This is a genomic window from Pseudolysinimonas sp. 10J20-29 (assembly GCF_055809595.1).
Window position 1 is genome coordinate 1,821,333 of record NZ_CM147917.1, and the last position, 15,916, is coordinate 1,837,248.

The 15,916-nt window shown below is 73.5% G+C and carries 18 protein-coding genes; 7 read left to right on the forward strand and 11 right to left on the reverse strand.

Features of this window, described 5'->3' with window-relative positions; all coding sequences use genetic code 11:
- The first annotated feature begins 11 nt into the window (after positions 1-11).
- Together AC0L6Y_RS08870 and AC0L6Y_RS08875 are read left to right on the forward strand one after the other, a co-directional pair.
- Positions 12-638, forward strand: a complete 627-nt coding sequence (locus AC0L6Y_RS08870) for a class I SAM-dependent methyltransferase (RefSeq protein WP_473551075.1) — start codon at positions 12-14, stop codon at positions 636-638.
- Positions 639-641: 3 nt separating this feature from the next.
- Positions 642-956, forward strand: a complete 315-nt coding sequence (locus tag AC0L6Y_RS08875; protein WP_473551078.1) for a hypothetical protein — start codon at positions 642-644, stop codon at positions 954-956.
- Positions 957-977: 21 nt separating this feature from the next.
- Here AC0L6Y_RS08875 and AC0L6Y_RS08880 read toward each other — a convergent pair whose 3' ends face one another.
- From AC0L6Y_RS08880 to AC0L6Y_RS08920, 9 genes are all read right to left on the reverse strand, one after another.
- A complete protein-coding gene (locus tag AC0L6Y_RS08880) occupies positions 978-1,319 on the reverse strand; it encodes a cytoplasmic protein (protein WP_473551081.1) in 342 nt (113 codons plus the stop codon).
- Between the two features lie 58 nt (positions 1,320-1,377).
- Complete coding sequence (locus tag AC0L6Y_RS08885; RefSeq protein ID WP_473551085.1) at positions 1,378-2,670, reverse strand: allantoate amidohydrolase; 1,293 nt, start codon at positions 2,668-2,670, stop codon at positions 1,378-1,380.
- Positions 2,667-3,893 carry a pyridoxal-phosphate-dependent aminotransferase family protein gene (locus tag AC0L6Y_RS08890; protein WP_473551088.1) on the reverse strand — a complete coding sequence of 409 codons (1,227 nt, stop codon included), beginning with the start codon at positions 3,891-3,893 and terminating at the stop codon, positions 2,667-2,669. Before AC0L6Y_RS08890 ends, AC0L6Y_RS08885 begins: the two co-directional genes overlap by 4 nt.
- A 55-nt stretch (positions 3,894-3,948) precedes the next feature.
- The gene (locus AC0L6Y_RS08895) at positions 3,949-5,490 is read right to left on the reverse strand and encodes an AtzH-like domain-containing protein (RefSeq protein WP_473551092.1); all 1,542 of its coding nucleotides are present in this window, start codon (positions 5,488-5,490) and stop codon (positions 3,949-3,951) included.
- Positions 5,487-6,545: an acetamidase/formamidase family protein gene (locus tag AC0L6Y_RS08900; protein ID WP_473551095.1), complete on the reverse strand. Its 1,059-nt coding sequence runs from the start codon at positions 6,543-6,545 to the stop codon at positions 5,487-5,489. The genes AC0L6Y_RS08895 and AC0L6Y_RS08900 overlap by 4 nt, the downstream gene beginning before the upstream one ends.
- 152 nt (positions 6,546-6,697) lie before the next feature.
- Positions 6,698-7,435 carry a sulfate/molybdate ABC transporter ATP-binding protein gene (locus AC0L6Y_RS08905; protein ID WP_473551098.1) on the reverse strand — a complete coding sequence of 246 codons (738 nt, stop codon included), beginning with the start codon at positions 7,433-7,435 and terminating at the stop codon, positions 6,698-6,700.
- Positions 7,432-8,256, reverse strand: coding sequence for a molybdate ABC transporter permease subunit (modB, locus tag AC0L6Y_RS08910; protein ID WP_473558405.1), 825 nt, complete (start codon positions 8,254-8,256; stop codon positions 7,432-7,434). Before modB ends, AC0L6Y_RS08905 begins: the two co-directional genes overlap by 4 nt.
- 1 nt (position 8,257) lies before the next feature.
- On the reverse strand, positions 8,258-9,100 hold the full coding sequence (gene modA / locus AC0L6Y_RS08915) for a molybdate ABC transporter substrate-binding protein (protein WP_473551101.1): 843 nt from the start codon (positions 9,098-9,100) through the stop codon (positions 8,258-8,260).
- Positions 9,097-9,510, reverse strand: a complete 414-nt coding sequence (locus AC0L6Y_RS08920) for a TOBE domain-containing protein (protein WP_473551104.1) — start codon at positions 9,508-9,510, stop codon at positions 9,097-9,099. Before AC0L6Y_RS08920 ends, modA begins: the two co-directional genes overlap by 4 nt.
- A gap of 361 nt (positions 9,511-9,871) precedes the next feature.
- Between AC0L6Y_RS08920 and AC0L6Y_RS08925 the strand changes: the two genes are divergently transcribed.
- The 5 genes from AC0L6Y_RS08925 to AC0L6Y_RS08945 are packed head-to-tail and all read left to right on the forward strand — an operon-like array spanning position 9,872 to position 14,476.
- Positions 9,872-10,966, forward strand: coding sequence for a ThiF family adenylyltransferase (locus AC0L6Y_RS08925; protein WP_473551106.1), 1,095 nt, complete (start codon positions 9,872-9,874; stop codon positions 10,964-10,966).
- Between the two features lie 2 nt (positions 10,967-10,968).
- The gene (locus AC0L6Y_RS08930; RefSeq protein WP_473551109.1) at positions 10,969-12,183 is read left to right on the forward strand and encodes a molybdopterin molybdotransferase MoeA; all 1,215 of its coding nucleotides are present in this window, start codon (positions 10,969-10,971) and stop codon (positions 12,181-12,183) included.
- Positions 12,180-13,277 (forward strand): bifunctional molybdenum cofactor biosynthesis protein MoaC/MoaB, encoded by a 1,098-nt coding sequence (moaCB, locus tag AC0L6Y_RS08935; protein ID WP_473551113.1) that lies wholly within the window; start codon positions 12,180-12,182, stop codon positions 13,275-13,277. The genes AC0L6Y_RS08930 and moaCB overlap by 4 nt, the downstream gene beginning before the upstream one ends.
- Positions 13,270-13,719, forward strand: coding sequence for a molybdenum cofactor biosynthesis protein MoaE (locus tag AC0L6Y_RS08940; protein WP_473551116.1), 450 nt, complete (start codon positions 13,270-13,272; stop codon positions 13,717-13,719). The genes moaCB and AC0L6Y_RS08940 overlap by 8 nt, the downstream gene beginning before the upstream one ends.
- A 43-nt stretch (positions 13,720-13,762) precedes the next feature.
- Positions 13,763-14,476 carry an SDR family NAD(P)-dependent oxidoreductase gene (locus tag AC0L6Y_RS08945; protein ID WP_473551119.1) on the forward strand — a complete coding sequence of 238 codons (714 nt, stop codon included), beginning with the start codon at positions 13,763-13,765 and terminating at the stop codon, positions 14,474-14,476.
- Between the two features lie 6 nt (positions 14,477-14,482).
- Here the strand turns inward: AC0L6Y_RS08945 and AC0L6Y_RS08950 are convergent, their stop codons facing one another.
- Positions 14,483-14,740, reverse strand: a complete 258-nt coding sequence (locus tag AC0L6Y_RS08950; RefSeq protein WP_473551121.1) for a MoaD/ThiS family protein — start codon at positions 14,738-14,740, stop codon at positions 14,483-14,485.
- Positions 14,737-15,804 (reverse strand): GTP 3',8-cyclase MoaA, encoded by a 1,068-nt coding sequence (gene moaA, locus AC0L6Y_RS08955; protein WP_473551123.1) that lies wholly within the window; start codon positions 15,802-15,804, stop codon positions 14,737-14,739. Before moaA ends, AC0L6Y_RS08950 begins: the two co-directional genes overlap by 4 nt.
- Between the last annotated feature and the right edge of the window lie 112 nt (positions 15,805-15,916).

A 15,916-nucleotide genomic window follows, 5' to 3' on the forward strand; every position in this document is an offset into this window, starting at 1 on the left:
TTCTCAACGTCATGTCTCAGAACGAAGCCGCCCAGTACTGGGAAGAGCGCTACTCGACGGCCACCCAGGTGTGGTCGGGCCGCGCCAACGCCTCCGTCGTCGCCGTCGCGAGCGAGCTGACGCCGGGCACCGCACTGGATCTCGGATGCGGCGAGGGCGGCGACAGTCTGTGGCTGGCCGAACAGGGCTGGCGCGTCACCGGCGTCGACATCTCGCCGACCGCCGTGCGCCGCGGCGCCGACGAGGCGGCCCGGCGCGGCATCCCCGCCGACCGCAACACCTGGGTCGCGGCCGACCTGGAGACCTGGACCACCGAGCAGCGCTTCGACCTGGTGAGCGCCTGCTTCCTGCAGTCGAACGTGACGCTCTCGCGCGAGGAGATCCTGCGCCGCGCCGCCACCCTCGTCGCCCCGGGCGGGCACCTGCTCGTCGTGGCGCACGCGGCCCCGCCGCCGTGGGCGAAGCACTTCCACGCCGAGATGCCGACCCCGGCCGAGGAGCTCGCGGCGCTCGACCTGCCGGCGGATGACTGGCAGACCATCGCCGCCGAGGTGCGCGAGCGCCCGGCCACCGGCCCCGACGGCGAGTCCGCCGTTCTGCTCGACTCGGTCGTCATCGCGCGACGGATCGCGGTGTAGCTCGTGCGAGTCCGGCTGCTGCGCATCGACGAGTGCCCGAACTGGGCCGATGCCGAGGTGCGACTGCGCGCGGCCCTCGATGAGCTCGGCCTCTCCGACACCGCCGTCGCTGTGGAGCTGCTCGCGACGCCGGAGGACACCGTCGGCACCGCCTTCGCCGGCTCGCCGACGATCGAGGTCGACGGCACCGACCTGTTCCCCTCCGACGGTGCGACCAACGACCTCGCGTGCCGCGTCTACCGCAGGCCGACGGGGCTCGCCGGGCTGCCGACACAGGAGCAGATCGTGGAGGCGCTCCGCGCGCGCGTCGAGGCGTGACGCCGGGTCGCGGATGACTCCTCAGTCGAGCTGAGGACCCAGACCGCCCGCCGCCCCACCGAGCGACCCGTCCTTCAGCTCAACGAAGACCACGTTCGTCGGAGTGTCGCCGATGTTCTCGCCTCGGTGCTCCTGCGCGTCGAGCCACAGCGCGACACCGCCCGGCAGTTCCACCTCGCGCTGGGTGTCGCCCGAGGTCAGTCGGCGCCGGAACGGCCCCAGCGTGTACATCACGCTGTTGGGGTGCTCGTGCGGCGTGGTCTTGTCGCCCGGCATGTCCGAATAGGACAGGACGCGCACCGCGTCGTTCTCGAAAATCACCCGGTAGTGATCCGGGTTCGTGACCACGGGATCCTTCGTCATGGGCGGAGTCTAGGTCTGGGTCCGCCCGCGCAACAGAACTAGACCGAGCGGTGCAGCCCTACGGCACCAGCCCCGGCGCATCCGCGTCGCCCGCCGAGTAGCGCAGCGCCACGTCGAGCACCGCCGCGTGCATCGCGTTGATCGAGGCCGCCACGTCGTCCAGCCGCACCGACTCGTCTTTGTGGTGGCTGATGCCCCCGGCGCAGCGCACGAACAGCATCGCCACATCGGTGAGCTCGCCGACCGCCATCGCGTCATGGCCGGCCACGCTGAACAGGTCCAGCGGCGTCTCGTCGCCGGTCGAGCGGATGCCCGCCGCGATCGACTCCCGCAGGTGCGGCGCGCACACCATCTCGGGTGCGGCGTGCGTCGACTCGACCTCGAGCGACAGGCTGCGGTCGAGCGCGATCTCGCGGATGCGGCGGCGGATCGCCTCCCACGTCATGTCGCGCCCCTCCGCGGTGGCGTCGCGCAGGTCGAGGCTGAACTCGGCGAGACCGGGGATGACGTTCACCGCATCCGGTTCGACCGAGATGTGGCCGATCGTCGCCGGGCTGTTGTGGTCGCGCGCGATCTGGTCGATCGCGAGGATCATCTCGCTGGCGCCCTGCAGCGCGTCGCGGCGGATCTCCCACGGCGTCGCGCAGTGCCGGGACTCCCCCACCACGCGGATCAGCCGACGCTCGGCGGCGGCGATCGAGGTCACGACACCGAGCGCGCGGTCGAGCCGCTCCAGGCTCGGACCCTGCTCGATGTGCGCCTCCAGGTAGGCGACCACGTCCTCCGGCTTGCGTGCGGCGAGCGGGATGCGCTCCGGGTCGAGCCCGAAGGCGAGCGCCGCGTCGTGCAGCGTCGTGCCCTCGGCATCCTGCAGCTCGTTCCACTCCGACTTCCAGCCGCCGGAGAAGGCGCGCGAGCCGAGAAGGGTCGCACCGAAGCGGGTGCCCTCCTCGTCGGCGAAGGCGACCACCTCGAGCGCGAACGGCAGGTCGACGTGCTCCAGCCGCTCGGCGACCTCGATCGCCACCAGCACCCCGAGGATGCCGTCGTAGCGCCCCGCGCCCGGCACCGTGTCCAGGTGCGAGCCGAGCACCAGCGCGGGCATGTCCTCCGGGTCGTCGGAGCGGCGACCGCACTGATTGCCGGCGGCGTCCTGCCAGGAGTGCATGCCGGCCTCGCGCATCCACGAGGCGGCGATCGCGTTCACGCGGGCGTGCTCGGGGCTGAGGTAGACGCGCTCGATGCCGTCCTCCATCGAGGAGTGGCGTGCCAGCTCGTCGGCGCGCGCCAGCACGCGCTCCGCGGCGGGCAGCGAGTCGATCGCGGGGGTTCCGTCGAGTCCGTGGGTCACGCGGCACTCCCGTACGCGTCGAGCGCCGCATCCACGCCGCCGCCGACCGGAACGGTCACGCCGCCGCGGCGCAACAGCTGCTCGAGCGCCGCGAGGGTCGTCAGCACCGTGTCGCGGCGGGCGTTGTAGCCCATCACGCCGATGCGCCACACCTTGCCGTGCAGCGGGCCGAAGCTCGTGCCGATCTCGATGCCGTAGTCGGTGAGCATCGCCGCGCGCGCCGCGTCGCCGTCGATCCCCTCGGGGATGTGCACGCCGATCACGTTGTTCATGCGCACGCTCTGGTCGCCGAAGATCTCGAAGCCGAGCCCGGCGAGGCCCGCCGCCATTGCGCCGCCGTGCAGGCGGTGCCGCTCGACGGTGCTCTCCAGCCCCTCCTCGAGGATGATGCGGGCGCACTCGCGCGCCCCGTACAGCATCGTGGTGGCCTCGGTGTGGTGGTTGAGTCGCTTCGGGCCCCAGTAGTCGAGGATCTGAGCCAGGTCGAGGTAGTTGGAGCGGATCGGGTTCGCCAGCACCGGGTCGCCCTCGCTGCGGATGCCCGCCTCGATCGACTTGCGGGCCTCGATGACGGCGCGCGCCGCATCCGAGATCGTGATGGGGGCAGAGCCGGAGGGGCCGGCGAGGCACTTCTGCAGGCCCGCGCTCACCACATCCACCTCCCATTCGTCGGTGAGGAAGGTGTTGCCGCCGAGGCTTGCCGTGGTGTCGCTGTAGAGCAGCGCGCCGTGCTTGTGGGCGAGCGCGCCGAGTTCGTCGAAGGGCTGCGCGACCGTGGTGGAGGTGTCGCCGTGCACCACGGCGAGCAGCTTCGGCTTGACCTCGATGAGCGCCTTCTCGATCTCGGCGCTGGTGAAGACGGTGCCCCACTCGCGCTCGATGACGTGCACCTCGGCGCCGCAGCGTTCCGCGATCTCGCGCAGCAGGTGACCGAAGCGTCCGAAGATCGGCACGAGCACCTTGTCGCCCGGCTCCAGCAGCGACACCATTGCCGCCTCGATGCCGGCGCGGCTGGTGCCGTTGACGAGCAGGGTGGCGTCGTTGCGGGTCGCGAAGACGCCGCGGTAGAGCTCCTGCGTCTCGGCCATGTAGGCCGTCATCGCCGGATCGTACTGCCCGACGAGCTGGGCGCTCATGGCGCGCAGCACGCGCGGGTCGGCCGTGATCGGGCCGGGGCCCATCAGGAGGCGGGCGGGCGGGTTGATCGGCAAGGCAGTGGTCACTGCCCCATCTTAGGAAGGGAATGTTTCGGGGATGTTGATCAGAGCAACATTCGAATCAACCGAACAGGTCCGCCGCCAGCTCCACGAGCGCGAGATCGCTGCCTCGCGGCCCCACCAGGCACAGCCCCAGCGGCGCGGGACGGCCGGTCGGGCCGGTCGCGCTCAGCACGGGCACGCTCAGCGCGGGTCGGCCGGCGACGCCCGCCACGCTGCACAGCCGCAGCGTCGCACCGCGCACCGCCTCCAGCTCCTCGGCGGAGGCCAGCGCGCTCGGCGCGGCCGACGACGTCGAGGGCAGCAGCAGGATGCGATCCCCGAGGATCGAGTCGAGACGCTCGCGCGCCACCGCCATCGCCTCGCGGGCGGCCGCCTCGCTGGTGGCACTCATCCCCTCGGCGATCTCGAAGCGCTCGCGCACGCCCGGCCCGAGCGTGCCGGGGTTCGCCGTCACCCACTCGCCGTCGCTCTTCCAGGCCTCGGCGGGCTGGATGGTGCGGAAGATCGTCAGCAGCTCGTCGGGCTCGGGGATCTCGACCTCGGTGGGTGAGAAGCGCGCCACGCTCGCGTCGAAGGCCTCCAGCACCTCGGCGTCGAGGTCGCGGCGCAGCGACGGGGCCACGACGAACTCGGGGGCGAGCCGCTGCTCGGTCGCGCCGAGCGTCGCCTCGACCGCGTTGTGCAGGGTCGCCGGGTCGCGGGTCAGCCAGCCGACCGTGTCGAAGGTGGGCGCGAGCGGCCAGACGCCGTCGAGCGAGACCGCGTCGTGGGTGGGCCGCAGCCCCCACAGCCCCTGGTACGAGGCGGGAACGCGGATCGAGCCGGCCGTGTCGGTGCCGAGCCCCAGATCCGCCTGCCCGCTTGCGACCGCCGAGGCGGGGCCGCTCGAGGAGCCGCCCGGAAGCGCGCCGGGCACGGCGGCGTTCGGCGGGGTGCCGTAGTGCGCGTTGGCGCCCGCGATCGAGTAGGCGAACTCGTCGGTCTGCGCGATGCCGGTCACGTGGGCGCCGGCGTCAAGCAGCGCCTGCAGCGCCGGAGCGGTGCGCTTCGCCGGCTTCGCGGCCTCCAGAAACGTCGGATTCCCGACGCCGAGCGCGAGGCCCGTCACCTCGAACAGGTCTTTCACCGCGATGCCGACCCCGTCCAGCACCCCGTCGCCGTGCGGGGCCACCAGCGGAGTGCCGACAGTGCGCCAGATGCGCGCATTGACCGCCGGGGCGGGCGCGCTCACGTGCGCCGCCGACACCACCCAGCCGAGTTCGGCGTCGCGACGCCAGAGCTGAGTCTGCAGCCCGCGTCCGCCGCGGCGTGCCGCGACCTCCGCCACGACGAGCGCGTTGTCGGCGTTGACCGGGCGCACGTGCAGCGCGAGCAGGTGACGCTGCGGGGCTCCCCCGCGACCGCGTCGGAACGCCGCGATCGCGTCGTGTCCGACCAGCAGCCCGGTGGCGTCGCCGCGCAGCGTGCTCGAGCCGGGCGCGAAGGCGGCGTCGAGGGCCGCCACGTCGTCCGACATGAGGGCGGTCTCGTAGGCGAGCACCGCATCCACGAGCCCTTCCGGCTCCTCGCCACCCTGCGGGAGGCTCACCGACACCGTCATTGGAAGTCCGCCTTTCGAATGCGCGCGTGCACGCCGGTGACGCGATCCACCACCTGCGAGATGTTGAAGTCGGTCGCCGCGCTGAGGTAGGCGAAGGCGTGCTCGGGGTCCATGCCGTGCACCTCGCCGAGCAGGTCGATCGCCGCGCGCACGGCAGCCCGGTTCGCCTCGCCGAGGTCGGCGTCCATGCCGGTCGGCACCAGGAACTCGGGGGTCTCGATGATCGGGCCGTGGCGGCGTGCGACGCGGGCGAGCGGATGCCCGGAGTGCACCCGCCGGAACCGCAGGCGCACGCGCAGCGAGGCCTCCAGCGCGGTGAGTGCGACCTCGCCATCGCCCTGCGCGAAGTGCGGGTCGCCGACGAAGGCGAGCGCGCCCGCAACCTGCACCGGCAGGTAGAGCGTGCTGCCGACGGTCAGCAGCTTGACGTTGATGTTGCCGCCGTGGCGGCCGGGCGGTACCGAGTGCGGGCGGGTGTCGCCTGCGACGGCGACGCCCATGATGCCGAGGAACGGGTCGAGCGGAAAGTGCACGTCGGCCTCACCGCCGGCGACCCGCGGAACCCAGCCCTGGCCGTCGCGGGCGGCGGCGAACACGCTGACGTTCTTCTCGCCGCGCGGGAACTCGCCCGGCAGCGCCCCGCGCCCGTGCCGGTTCGAGATGACGCCGTAGGGCACGCGCGGGATCGTCTCGAGCACGTTGATCGCGAGCAGCTCGCCGGGCTCGGCACCGCGCACCTCGATCGGGCCGGTGACCACGTGCGGGCCGTCGTCGGCGCCGCGCTGGCGCGTCGCGACCAGCGCGACCGCGTCGTCGAGCACCTGCTCGCGCGGAACCCCGTGGCTGGCGAAGAAGGCGGCCGGGTCGGAGCCCTGGTCGTCGAGAAGCCCCTCGTGGCTGAGGGTGTCGATGGTGACCTCGTCGCCCGAGTCGATCGACAGCACCGGCCGATCGGCCTCGCAGGGCAGCACGCCCCAGAACACGTGGCGCGGGTCGGCCGGAAGATACGGCCCATCCCCGTGCGGGCCGACCCCCGGCTGCAGAATCTCAAGCATCAGCCCAGACTACGACGCGCGGTGCGTCGCTTCTCCGGAGTTCTCCACGACCGCATCCGTGTCTCCGGGATGCGTTCCCGCCGAGAGCGCGGAATCTCCGGAGAAACGGCACACTGGACGCGCTCGCGGCCGCACGTCACTCGGGCGGGGGCTCACTCGGGCGGGGCGCTGAACAGCCGGGCGACGTACGGGGTCGCCGGATGCGCGCGCAGCTCGGCCACCGTTCCGCGCTGCGTGACCGTGCCTGCTTCAAGCACCAGCACCTCGTCGCCGAGCGCCTCCACATCGGCGCGCGAGTGCGTGACGATCACCGAGGGGATGGGCAGTCCGCGCAGCAGCTCGCCCAGTTCGGCGCGCACCTCCGCGCGCACCTCCACGTCGAGCGCGGCCATCGGCTCGTCGAGCAGCAACAGGCCGGGCTCGGCGGCGAGCGCCCGCGCGAGCGCCACCCGCTGCGCCTGGCCGCCCGAGAGCTCGGCCGGGAGCCGCTCGGCGAGCGCCGTGAGTCCGAAGCGCTCCAACCACGGCTCCGCCGCCGCACGACCGGCGGCGCGCCCGCTGCGCACCCGCGCGGCGAAGCCGATGTTGTCGCGCACACTCAGGTGCGGAAACAGCACGTAGTCCTGGAACACCAGCCCGATGCCTCGTCGCTCCGGCGGCAGGTCGACGCCCTCGCCCGCCAGCACGCGCCCGGCGAGCTCGATGGCGCCACCCTCCAGCGGATGGGTGCCCGCCAGCACGGCGAGCGTCGTCGACTTGCCCGCCCCGTTCGGCCCGACCAGCGCGACCGGACGGCCCGGCGTCGCCGTCAGGTCGAGGCGCAGGTCGACGTCGCCGCGGTGCGCCTCGAGGTGCGCGAGGAGCCCGCCCGCTGACGTTGCCGCGCTCACGCGCGCACCCCCGGCATCCACCGGTCGCGCAGCGCCAGGATGACGGCGAGCGCCACGGCGAGCAGTACCAGCGCCAGCACGATCGCCGCATCCGGGTCGGACTGCAGCGCCAGGTAGCTCGCGATCGGCAGCGTGCGGGTGACCCCGGGCAGGCTGCCGGCGAAGGTGATCGTCGCGCCGAACTCGCCGAGCGCGCGGGCGAAGCAGAGCACCGCACCGGCGGCCACCCCGGGCCCGACGAGCGGGAGGGTCACCAGTCGGAACGCCTGCGCGCGACTGGCGCCGAGCGTCGCGGCGGCGAGCTCCGTGCGCCGGTCGGCCGAGAGCAGCGCGCCCTCCACGGCGAACACCAGGAAGGGCATCGCGACGAACACCTGGGCGATCACGACCGCGCCCGTCGTGTACGGGATGCCGATGCCCAGCTCACCGAGCACCCCGCCGAGCACACCGCTGCGGCCGAGCAGCAGCAGCAGGGCGATGCCGCCGACCACCGGCGGGAGCACCAGCGGGATCGTGATCGCCGCGCGCAGCAGACGTCGCGGCATGACCGGCCAGCCGTGCGAGCGCGCCAGCACCATCGCGAGCGGGACCCCGAGCAGCAGAGAGATCAACGTCGAGAGCGCGGCGGTGCCGAGCGACAGCGCCAGGGCGGGCCCGACCACCTCGCCCGTGACGATCTCGACCGCGCGATCCCACGGCGCGCGCAGCACGAGCGCGACGAGCGGCAACACCAGCAGCGCGAGCGCGAGCCCGGCGCCGACCACGACGAGGAGCGGGAGCGCGCGGCGCCGGGCCGCCGGGCGAGTGTTCCGACGCGACATCTCAGGAGACACCGAAACCCGCCTCCTCCAGGAGCGCCTGCCCCGCCTCCGACAAAACGAAGGCCACGAACGCGGCGGCGGCATCCGGGTTCGGCGGCTCGGTGAGCGCGGCGATCGGGTAGCGGTTGACCACCGCGGCCGCGTCCGGAATCTTGATGCCGACGACCGCGGAGCCTGCCGCCTGAACGTCGGTGCGGTAGACGAGTCCGGCATCCGCCTCGCCGAGCAGCACCTTGGTGAGCACCGCCTTGACGTCGGATTCGAGGGTGTCGGGCGCGGCGGTCACTCCGGCGAGCGCGAGCAGCTCGGTACTCGCGGCGCCGCAGGGCACCGCCTCGTCGCACAGGGCGATCGCCAGCTCAGGGCGGGCGAGATCGGCCAGGCTGTCCACCTCGCCGGGATTGCCGGCCGGCACGACGAGTTCGAGGGTGTTCGTCGCGAGGATCGGCGTCTCGCTCGCCAGCCCCGCGTCGACCACGCGCGCCATCGCGGACTCGTTCGCGGCGGCGAACACGTCGGCGGGTGCCCCGGCGAGGATCTGCTCGGCGAGGGCGCCGCTGCCGCCGGCGCTCACGATCACGTCAACGTCCGGATGCTCGGCCTCGAACGCGTCGGCCATCTCGTCGAAGACCTCGGTGAGCGAGGCCGCGGCGAGGACGGTCAGGGGTCCGCCGAGCGCGCCCTCGTCGGCGTCGGTCTCGGCGGGCGCGGCGCATCCCGCGAGCAGCAGAGCGCTGACCGCTCCCAGGCCGAGGGCGGGGGCGAAGCGGGCTCGGGCTGCCTTGCGCCCGCGGGTTACGCGTGTCGCGCTGGCCACGCAGGTGGCGCCGGTTGAGTCGGTCACGCGCGCTCCTCGGGACGCTCCACCGTCACCACGGTCGCCTTCGCGCTCGCAACCGCCAGCACGCCCACCTCGAGCCCGAGCTCGTCGGCGGCCTCGCGGCTCATCAGCGAGACCACCCGGAACGGCCCCGCCTGAATGTCGACCTGCGCCATCACCCCGTCGCGCGTCACCGCGGTGACGATGCCGGTGAAGCGGTTGCGGGCGGAGACACGGGCTGCGGGGAAGGCATCCGCGAGCGGCGACTCGGCGGCCAGTTCCGACATGAGCGGCGCAAGGTCGGCGCCGTCGATCACCTGGCGGCCGTTCTCGCCCCGCCGGATCGGCAGACGTCCGCTCTCGCCCCAGCGGCGCACGGTGTCATCGCTGACCCCGAGCAGGGCCGCGGCCTCGCTCACCCGGAACTCGCTCATCGCGCGCCTCCTCGTTCAATCACCCGCATCTGCGGTTCTATCGGTCAAATCTATCCGCATCTGCTGGAACGCACTGGCTTGCCTCGGCCTCCGGCTCCCCCGCCCGCACCGCGGCCCGGCCACCCGCCACCCGCACCCCGACACCCGCACCGCGTCCCCCGCCACCCGACCCCCGACCCCCGAACGCAAACTCGGAGATTCGGGCCGGCGGTCCACGACTCGTGGACATGAATGCCAGATCTCCGACTTTCGGACAAGGAGCGCCGGGACGCACACCCGAGCGGAGCGCGGACAACGCCGCGCCCGCCGTCACGACCGCACCAACCCGGTGCCGGCATCCCCGACCTGGAAGAATCAGTCCATGCCCCTCGACCCCGCCGCACCCCGCTTCGCGCGCCAGCGTGTCCTCGACGGATTCGGCGCGAGCGCGCAGGAACGGCTCGCCGCCGCGCACGTCGTCGTGGTCGGCGCGGGCGGACTCGGCTCGGCCGTGCTGCCCGCGATCGTCGGCGCCGGGGTCGGCACGATCACGATCGTCGACGATGACACCGTCGACGCGAGCAACCTGCACCGCCAGACTCTGCACCGCGCCGAGGACGTCGGGCGATTGAAGGTCGAATCGGCGACCGAGGCGCTGCGCGCGATGTCGCCCGACACCGTCATCCGCCCGGTCGCGGAGCGCTTCACCGGACGCAACGCGCTCGACCTGCTGCTCGACGCCGACCTGCTGATCGACGGCAGCGACAACGCGCCCACCCGCTACCTCTGCAACGACATCGCGGCGGTGCGCGGCATCCCGCTGGTGTGGGGGTCGGCGGTCCGCTACACCGGCCAGGCCGGGGTCGCCTGGGACGAGCGCGGCGTCGACTACCGCGACCTCTTCCCCGAAGCGCCGGATGCCGAGAGCCTTTCCTGCGAACTGGTCGGCGTGCTGCCCCCGGTCTGCACCGTCATCGGCGGGGTCATGGCGGCGGAGGCGATCAAGCTGCTCACCGGCATCGGCGAGCCGCTGCTCGGCCGCGTCGCGATCTTCGACGCGCGCAGCGGCAGCATGCGCGAGGTGCGCTACGAGCGCGAGCCGGGAGTCGTGCGTCCCGGCTCGATCGAGGAGCGCACCGCCGAGCGCGAACTCGACGGCTCGACCTCGATCGACTCCCCCGCCCTCGCCGCGGAACTCGCCGGCGACCGCCCCCCGATGCTGATCGACGTGCGCGAGCCGCACGAGCACTCCTTCGTCGCACTGCCGGACTCGACGCTCATCCCGCTGCGCGACATCCTCGCGGGGGTCGACCCGCTCGACCGCGACGCCGACATCGTGCTCTACTGCCACCACGGCGTGCGCTCCGGGCAGGCGCTCGCCTCGATGCAGACGCTCGGCTTCACGCGCGTGCGCCACCTCACCGGCGGCATCGACGCCTACGCCCGCGCCGTCGACCCCGCGATGCCGAGGTACTGACGATGCCCGGCTCCGCCGCCTTCCGCCGCACCGCGCCGGAGCACCGCGACGTCGTCCGGGCCCTCCTCGCCCCGCTGCGGGAGCGCGCGGCCGAAAGCGTGTCGCTGGAGGACGCGCTGGATCGCGTGACCGCCCACGCGGTGACCTCCCCGGTCGCGCTGCCGCTGTTCCGCAACTCGCAGATGGACGGCATCGCCGTCCGGGCCGCCGAGCTCTCCGCCGCGACGGCCGAGACCCCGGTGCTGCTGCCCCTCGTCGGCGAGGTCGCGGCCGCCCCCGGCGAGCCGGCGCCGCTGGTCCCCGGCACGGCGGTGCGCATCATGACCGGTGCGCCCGTGCCAGCGGGAGCGGATGCGGTGGTGCGCGTCGAAGACACCGAGGATCGCGGCACCGAGGTCGCCATCCTCGTCGCCCCCTCGCCCGGCCTGTACGTGCGCGAGGCGGGCTCCGACCTGGCCGCAGGAGCCGAGCTGGTGCCCGCCGGGCGCCGCCTGCGCTCGCGCCACCTCGCCGCCCTCGCCGCCGCGGGACTCACCCACGTCGACGTGCAGACGCCGGTGCGCGTCGCGATCATCTCGACCGGAAGCGAACTGGTCGCCCCCGGGACTGAGGCCGGCCCCGGTGAGCTGTTCGACGCGAACGGACCGGCGCTCGTCGCGGCCGCCCGCAGCGTCGGCGCCGAGGTGGTGCTGAGCGGTCGGGTGCGCGACCAGGCCGACGACTTCGCCGCGCTGCTCGACGCCGCCCGCGACGCCGGCGCCGAGCTGATCGTCACGAGCGGCGGCGTCTCCATGGGCGAGCACGAGGTGGTGCGCGAGGTGCTCGAGCCGCGCGGCGCCCTCGTCGGAAGCGTCGCGATGCAGCCGGGCGGACCGCAGGGCACCGCGGAGTGGGAGGGCATCCCCGTGCTGTGCTTCCCCGGCAACCCGGTCAGCTCGCTGCTGTCGTTCGAGCTGTTCGCCGCGACCGTGCTGCGCGAGATCGCGGCGCTGCCGGCTGCCGTGCACGGCCGCGAGCCGCTCGCGCACGCACTCGACTCGGTCGCTGGCAAGCGCCAGTACCTGCGCGGGGTCCGAGGCGCCGCCGGGGTCGCGACCGTCGCGGGCCCCGGCTCGCACCTGGTGGCCGCGCTGGCCGCCGCCGAGCTGCTGATCGTCGTGCCCGAGCACGTGACCCACCTGGACCCCGGCGACATCGTGGAGACTGTCGAACTATGACCAAGCCGAAGCTCACCCACCTCGACGCCGCCGGTCAGGCGCACATGGTCGACGTCGGCGCCAAGCCGATCACCCGTCGCGTCGCGCTCGCGGGCGGGCGGCTGCTGACCAGCCCCCAGGTGATCGACCTGATCCGCGGCGAGGGGATGCCGAAGGGCGACGTGCTGGCGACCGCGCGGCTGGCGGGCATCCAGGGCGCCAAGCGCGTCGACGAGCTGATCCCGCTCGCCCACTCGCTCGGACTCGACTCCGTCGACGTCGACTTCGAGCTCGGCGAGCGCGAGATTCAGATCCGCGCCACCGCCGCCGTCACCGGCCGCACAGGCGTCGAGATGGAGGCGCTGACGGCGGTCGCCGTCGCGGGCCTCACCCTGCACGACATGATCAAGGCGGTCGACCCGCTCGCCGAGCTCGGCGAGATCCGACTGCTGGAGAAGACCGGCGGCAAGCACGGCCACTGGACCCGCGAGTCGAGCGGGTTGAGCGCGACCAGCGGGTTGAGCGCCGAAGGCGGGTCGAGCGCGACCAGCGGGTTGAGTAGCGATCCGCAGGATCGCGTATCGAAACCGCTCGACGCGTCCCGGGGCCTCGATACGCCGACTGCGTCGGCTACTCGACCAGCGGCCCCCACCGCCCTCACCCTCGTCTCCTCCACCCGCGCCGCGGCCGGCACCCGCGACGACACCACCGGCCCGGCGATCGCCGCCTGGCTCGACGCCCACGGCTTCACCGCCGCTTCCCCGCGCGTCGTCGCCGACGCCGACCTCCCGGCCGCCCTCGCCGAGGCGCTGGCCGAGAAGCCGGCCCTCATCCTCACCACCGGCGGCACCGGCATCTCGCCCACCGACCGCACCCCTGAGGCGACCGCCGCGGTGCTCGACCGCGAACTCCCCGGCATCGCCGAGGCCCTGCGCGCCGCCGGCCGCGCCGCCACCCCGACCGCCGCGCTCAGCCGCGCCCTCGCGGGGATCGCGGGCTCCACCCTCATCGTGAACCTGCCCGGCTCCACCGGCGGCGTGCGCGACGGCCTCGCCGTGCTCGAACCGCTGCTGCCGCACCTGCTCGATCAGCTCGCCGGCGGCGACCATGAGTGACGACGCGCCCGCGACCGACGACGCACCCGGGCTCGTCGCGCTCGCGCAGGTCACCGAGGACGTGCTCGACCGCGCCCGGATCGAGGACTCGGTGGTGACCGCCGCTGACGGTGCCGTGGTCTGCTTCGCCGGAGTGATCCGCAATCACGATCACGGCGACGGCGTGCTCGCCCTCGACTACCGTGCCCACCCCGAGGCGGAGCGCTTCCTGCGTGAGACGTGCGCCGAGATCGCGGCCGAGACGGGCCTGCGGGTGGCCGCCGTGCACCGGGTCGGACGCCTCGAGATCGGGGATGCCGCCCTCATCGCCGCGGTCGCCGCGCCGCACCGCGCCGAGGCCTTCGCCGCCTGCTCGCGCCTGGTCGACCTGATCAAGGAGCGCGTGCCGATCTGGAAGCGCCAGCACCTCACCGACGGCGTCTCGGAGTGGGTCGGACTCTAGGCGGCACCCGCCATCGCGGGCATGCGCACGGCAGAATGGGCGCATGGATCTCGGACTGCAGAATCGTGTCGCCCTCGTCGTCGGCGGGACCGGCCGCATCGGCGCGGCCACCGCGCGCCAGCTCTTCGCCGAAGGGGCGACGGTGGTGCTGGCGGCCCGCAACACCGAGAAGCTCTCCGCACTCGCGACCGAGCTCGGCGTCGACTCAGTCGTGCTCGACGCCGCCGACGACGCCTCGGTGACATCCGCGATCGACGAGGTGCTCGCCCGGCACGGGCGCATCGACGTCGCCGTGCTGACCGCGGCGCCGCCGGTCTCGACGCTCGACCCGGCGCGCGACCTCGAGGCGGCGCACCTGCTCGAAGCCATCGACGGCAAGTCCCTCGGGTTCCTCCGTGTGGCCACCGCGCTCCTGCCGCACATGACGAGCGCGGGCTTCGGACGCATCGTCGGCGTCAGCGGACAGATCGCCCGCATGACGACGACCCTCGCCGGCTCCGTGCGCAACGGCACCCTCAACACGATCGCCAAGACGCTCGCGGACTCCGCCGCCGGCACCGGCGTGACGATCAACGTCGTCAACCCTGGTCCTGTGCTCGATGAGACGCAGCACCCGGCGCCCGAGCGGGGGCGACCCGGCGAGTCGAGCTACGCCGAGGTCGCGTCGCTGATCGTGTTCCTCACCTCGGTGGCGGCGGGCGGTGTCTCCGGCGAGGAGATCGCCGCCGGCCACAAGCTGCTCGGCATCGAGAGCTAGACCGGCTCAGCCGCCCGCAAACGGCGGCAGCACGTCAACCGCGGCGCCCAGCGCGCGGGCGTCGTCGCGCGAGACGACCCCGTCGACGAGGAACGACCCGGACGTCATGACCCGATCCATCTCGGCGCCGTAGCGCTCGCGCAGCGCGGCGCGAAGATGCCCGACGGTGGCCGCGGCCGGCAGCATCAGCGTCTCGTCCTCGCGACCGGCGACGTCAGCGGCCGCCGCGAAATAGCGAACGGCAATCGAACGCACGGCAGTCATCCCCCGATCGCCCCCATGGATCGCACCGGGCGCGCGAAGTCCGCCGCGTCGATGCCGTGTCCGGCCTGCTTGCCCCACATCGCGGCGCGCCAGCGGTCGGCGATCTCCTCGTCGCTCGCGCCGCCGCGCAGCAGCGCGCGCAGGTCGGTCTCGTCGTCGCCGAACAGGCAGGAGCGGACGGTGCCCTCCGCGGTCAGTCGGGTGCGGTCGCAGGCGGCGCAGAAGGAGCGCGTGACCGAGGCGATGATGCCGACGGTGGCCGGTCCGTCATCCACCTGCCATTCCTCGGCGGGGGCGGACGGATCCTCGCGCCCCACCTCCGTGAGCCGGAAGCGGGCGCCGAGCACGTCGAGCAGCTCGGCGGCGGGCACCATGTTGGCGCGCTGCCAGGCCTCGTCGGCGTCGAGCGGCATCTGCTCGATGAAGCGCAGGCGGGCGCCGTGCTCGATCGCCCAGTCGAGCAGCGCGGGGGCGTCGCCGAGCGTCTCGCGCATCAGCACCGCGTTCACCTTCAACGGGCCGAGTCCCGCCGCGTACGCCGCCGCGATGCCGCGCAGCACCGCGGGAAGCCGGTCGCGTCGGGTGAGCCGCTCGAAGTGGGCGCGGTCGATCGTGTCGAGGGAGACGTTGATGCGGTCGAGGCCGGCGTCGCGCAGCGCCGCCGCGCGCTTGTCGAGGCCGATCGCGTTCGTCGTCATCGCGAGCGACGCCTCGGGTGCGGCCTCGCGCGAGAGTGCGATGATCTCGACCAGGTCGGCGCGGGTCAGCGGCTCACCGCCCGTGAAGCGCACGTCGTGCACGCCCAGGTCGCGCGCCGCGATGCCGACCAGTCGGGCGATCTCGGGGGCGCTGAGCAGCTCGTTCTTCGGGATCACCGGCAGGCCCTCGGCGGGCATGCAGTAGGTGCAGCGCAGCGAGCAGGCGGAGGTGATCGAGACGCGGAGGTCGTGCGCGATGCGTCCGAAGCGGTCGATCAGCGCATCCGTGTCGGGGCGTCCCGCCGTCGACGGGGCAGCGCTCGGGTCGCGGCGCACGGCCGGCATCCCGAGCCCCAGAGAAGTCATGCCTCCAGCCTACGGTCGCCCGTCCTGACAATGCTCGCCATGCACGCCGAGCGCGCACCGCACCCGCACGCCGGGCGGGCGCCCAACGGACGCCGAAATGACGCAAGGGAGT

Bases quoted from the DNA above. Each gene is read 5' to 3' on its own strand.
- AC0L6Y_RS08870 (WP_473551075.1), top strand. From the start codon at position 12: ATGTCTCAGAACGAAGCCGCCCAGTACTGGGAAGAGCGCTACTCGACG.
- AC0L6Y_RS08880 (WP_473551081.1), bottom strand. From the start codon at position 1,319: ATGACGAAGGATCCCGTGGTCACGAACCCGGATCACTACCGGGTGATT.
- AC0L6Y_RS08895 (WP_473551092.1), bottom strand. From the start codon at position 5,490: ATGACGGTGTCGGTGAGCCTCCCGCAGGGTGGCGAGGAGCCGGAAGGG.
- AC0L6Y_RS08900 (WP_473551095.1), bottom strand. From the start codon at position 6,545: ATGCTTGAGATTCTGCAGCCGGGGGTCGGCCCGCACGGGGATGGGCCG.
- modB (WP_473558405.1), bottom strand. From the start codon at position 8,256: ATGTCGCGTCGGAACACTCGCCCGGCGGCCCGGCGCCGCGCGCTCCCG.
- AC0L6Y_RS08920 (WP_473551104.1), bottom strand. From the start codon at position 9,510: ATGAGCGAGTTCCGGGTGAGCGAGGCCGCGGCCCTGCTCGGGGTCAGC.
- AC0L6Y_RS08925 (WP_473551106.1), top strand. From the start codon at position 9,872: ATGCCCCTCGACCCCGCCGCACCCCGCTTCGCGCGCCAGCGTGTCCTC.
- AC0L6Y_RS08930 (WP_473551109.1), top strand. From the start codon at position 10,969: ATGCCCGGCTCCGCCGCCTTCCGCCGCACCGCGCCGGAGCACCGCGAC.
- moaCB (WP_473551113.1), top strand. From the start codon at position 12,180: ATGACCAAGCCGAAGCTCACCCACCTCGACGCCGCCGGTCAGGCGCAC.
- AC0L6Y_RS08940 (WP_473551116.1), top strand. From the start codon at position 13,270: ATGAGTGACGACGCGCCCGCGACCGACGACGCACCCGGGCTCGTCGCG.
- AC0L6Y_RS08945 (WP_473551119.1), top strand. From the start codon at position 13,763: ATGGATCTCGGACTGCAGAATCGTGTCGCCCTCGTCGTCGGCGGGACC.
- AC0L6Y_RS08950 (WP_473551121.1), bottom strand. From the start codon at position 14,740: ATGACTGCCGTGCGTTCGATTGCCGTTCGCTATTTCGCGGCGGCCGCT.
- moaA (WP_473551123.1), bottom strand. From the start codon at position 15,804: ATGACTTCTCTGGGGCTCGGGATGCCGGCCGTGCGCCGCGACCCGAGC.